Genomic DNA, 2,708 nt, shown 5'->3' on the forward strand with positions numbered 1-2,708 from the left:
TGCCACAAATCGAGTCACAGCGCGTGGGGTTGGAAACCCATGTTCGCAAATGGGTCATGCTGGACGAGATCAACACCGATATTCTGGAACGGTCCTATGTCTGGGAGGACCGCACACCCATCGGCACGTTCAGTTCCGTCTTCACATCCAAGATCCAATCCAGCCTGATCGCGCTTGCAAAGTCGGGCCGGGCATCCGTTGTCGATCGCCTGAAGTAGTCTCGATCACCGCAGGGTTTGCCCAGAGTCACTTGTTCCCGTCGATCCATTTCGACATCAGCCCCTTGTCGCGGAAACACTCATCCGGCACGGCGCGGCGCTTGATGCGGGCGAGGCGCTCGGCAAAGGCGACCTGCTTTGATGTCGGACGGCTGTCCTGCGCGCCTGGGTTTATCTTGGCCTGCGCGTCGATCCAGGCGCTCAGGGAGCGCCGATCTTGCTGAACCTTCCACGGCAAAAGCGTCTGGTTGCGCAGGGCCAGAGCGCGCGCATAGGCGATCTGCTTTGGCGTGGCGGGCAGGGCATCAGTGGTGCTTTCCATCGGGGCTCTCCCTTCTTAGCGTGGCTTTCAAAATAGAACATAACAGGAACAGAAACAAGCCGCTTGCGGAAATCATGGGGTTTGAGAGGAAGAGGAGGGCGGGAGAAGGTCAGGCCTGAGGGTGCCCGAAAGAGGGTGTCCGGGCCTGATCCTGTTCCTGATTGGGGTTTGATGCCGGAAAGTGCGGGATCGTAGGTTTTCATGAGCATCCCATTTAATTCTCGCGGGCACCAAATCCTTAAAGAGTGAAAGATGCCGTAATGGGGCTTTCGGCGAATCGAGCACGTTTCGCTTGTTTGTCAGCATGAAGTGGAGTGCCGTTGCCCTTGATGCGCCTGCAGCGCGTCTACGAGGTCGTATGTTTCCATGCGCCTCAATTCCTGAGAATAGAAGGGCAACGACATGAATGTATTTATCGGACTGGATGTATCTCTGGCAAGCACGGCGATTTGTGTGCTGGGACCGCAGGGGAAGGTTGTTGAGGAGTTGGAGGCCGCCAGTGAGCCTGAAGCGCTGGTGCGTGCGATGGCGGCATTGCCGTATTCGATCGACGCGATCGGGCTTGAAGCCGGACCGCTGTCCCAATGGCTGAGCAAGGGCATCGAAGAGGCCGGATTTGACGTGGTCATGATGGAAACGCGGTTGGTGAAGGCCGCCTTGAAAGCCATGCCGATCAAAACTGACCGGCGCGATGCTCAGGGAATTGCTCGATTGTTGCAAATGGGTTGGTACAGGCCCGTGCACCGCAAATCCGTGTCCTCCCAGGAAATTCGCGCTTTGCTGTCGGCGCGCAAGTCTATTCAGCAGGCGATCATCAACATCGAACTCTCGATGAGGGGAGTGCTCAGGAACTTCGGCCTGAAGCTTGGGCATGTCACCCGGGTAAGGTACGAGGCCCGGGTGAGGGAGCTGGTTGCCGACAATGACATTGTCCGCCTCGGCGTTGGCGCTTCTGCGGGCTCGGGGGCAGCTGAGGACAGAGCTGGCCAGCTTGGATGAAAAGGTCGTGGGATTGGCGGAACATGACGATGTTTGCCGTCTCATGATGACAATGCCTGGCGTTGGCCCAATTGTTGCTTTGACCGTAAGATCCGCGATTGATGACCCGGCCCGCTTCGCGAAATCAAAGGATATCGGTCCTTGGGTCGGGCTGACGCCGAGGCGCACTCAATCCGGAGAGATGGACATCGTTGGGCAGATTACACGAGCGGGTGATCGAGGATTGCGATCGGCGTTGTATCAGGCTGCGACGATCTTGATGCATCGCGCAGCACCGAACTGGTTGCAGGCCTGGGCACTCAGAGTGGCGCACAGGCGTGGATCGAAACGGGCCCTGATTGCGCTCGCGCGCCGAATTGGCGTCATTTTGCATCGCATGTGGATGGACGGTTCGCCGTTTCGCTTCACGCTGAACCCGGGCCCGACGGCCTAAGCGACACCCTTCAAGGATTTTCGTAACGGAGGCATGAACTGCAACTGACAACAGGTACGCAGAGGTCCCTTTTCGGGACGAGGTTCCTGGAGATGCCGTAAGGACACTGGCTATCAACACCTGTTGAATGCGCGTGAAAGATGGGCACCCAGGACCAGATTTGAACCAAGCATAGAGTGGCAGCTTTGAGGCTGACTACGGACGGAAGAGCGAAGCCCGGGCAGGGGGAGCCCTCGGTCCTGAAGTGCCGTTGCAGTGAAAAAGAAAAAGTAAGCTTTTGTTTTTGTGTCTTAAACCCGGTGAAGAAAGAGATATTCGCCGGAATTTTTGGCTTGACCGAAACCCTTGACAATGACCCGCCCCATTACAGAAGTGTCCTTCGGGCTGTGTGACTGACGGATGAGGGCCTTTGGGGGCCCTCGGATGGGTCCGGGCCGGGTTCCGGTCTGCCGTTCCTGATGAAGGGCATTCCCATGCAAACAGGTGTCTTGCGCGTGTTGCGCGCGACCGCTGCCTCGTGGTGGCGACATAAGGAGCTGCGCCGAACCGGCGAGACGGAGCTGGCAAGGGGGCTCGAGCGGAAAGCCGTTCTCCGCGATCTCGGCTATCTCAGGCAGGCTGCGACTCTGCCAAACGCGCACGTGATCTGCGGAGAGGGTGGGACATTTATCCATCTCGGGTGGACCACCGTCTCGACCCTCGCGCCGATCGAGCGCTTTCCCTTGGCGACTCTTAC

Annotated in this window: 1 protein-coding gene and 3 pseudogenes; 3 read left to right on the top strand and 1 reads right to left on the bottom strand. The window is 58.2% G+C overall.

The features are described 5' to 3' along the window. Positions 1–218: pseudogene (locus ACTIEN_RS22070) on the top strand (hypothetical protein); the annotation flags it as partial. Between the two features lie 28 nt (positions 219–246). On the opposite strand, the gene ACTIEN_RS22075 reads toward ACTIEN_RS22070, so the two are convergent. Further along, positions 247–540 carry a hypothetical protein gene (locus tag ACTIEN_RS22075; RefSeq protein ID WP_439525291.1) on the bottom strand — a complete coding sequence of 98 codons (294 nt, stop codon included), beginning with the start codon at positions 538–540 and terminating at the stop codon, positions 247–249. A 402-nt stretch (positions 541–942) separates the two neighbouring features. Here ACTIEN_RS22075 and ACTIEN_RS22080 point away from each other — a divergent pair. After that, a pseudogene (locus ACTIEN_RS22080) lies at positions 943–1,972 on the top strand (IS110 family transposase). A 458-nt stretch (positions 1,973–2,430) separates the two neighbouring features. Continuing rightward, positions 2,431–2,708 (top strand): annotated as a pseudogene (locus tag ACTIEN_RS22085) (hypothetical protein); the annotation flags it as partial.

The sequence above is a fragment of the Marivita sp. genome (genome assembly GCF_051859345.1).
In the GTDB taxonomy this organism is placed as follows: Bacteria; Pseudomonadota; Alphaproteobacteria; order Rhodobacterales; family Rhodobacteraceae; genus Marivita.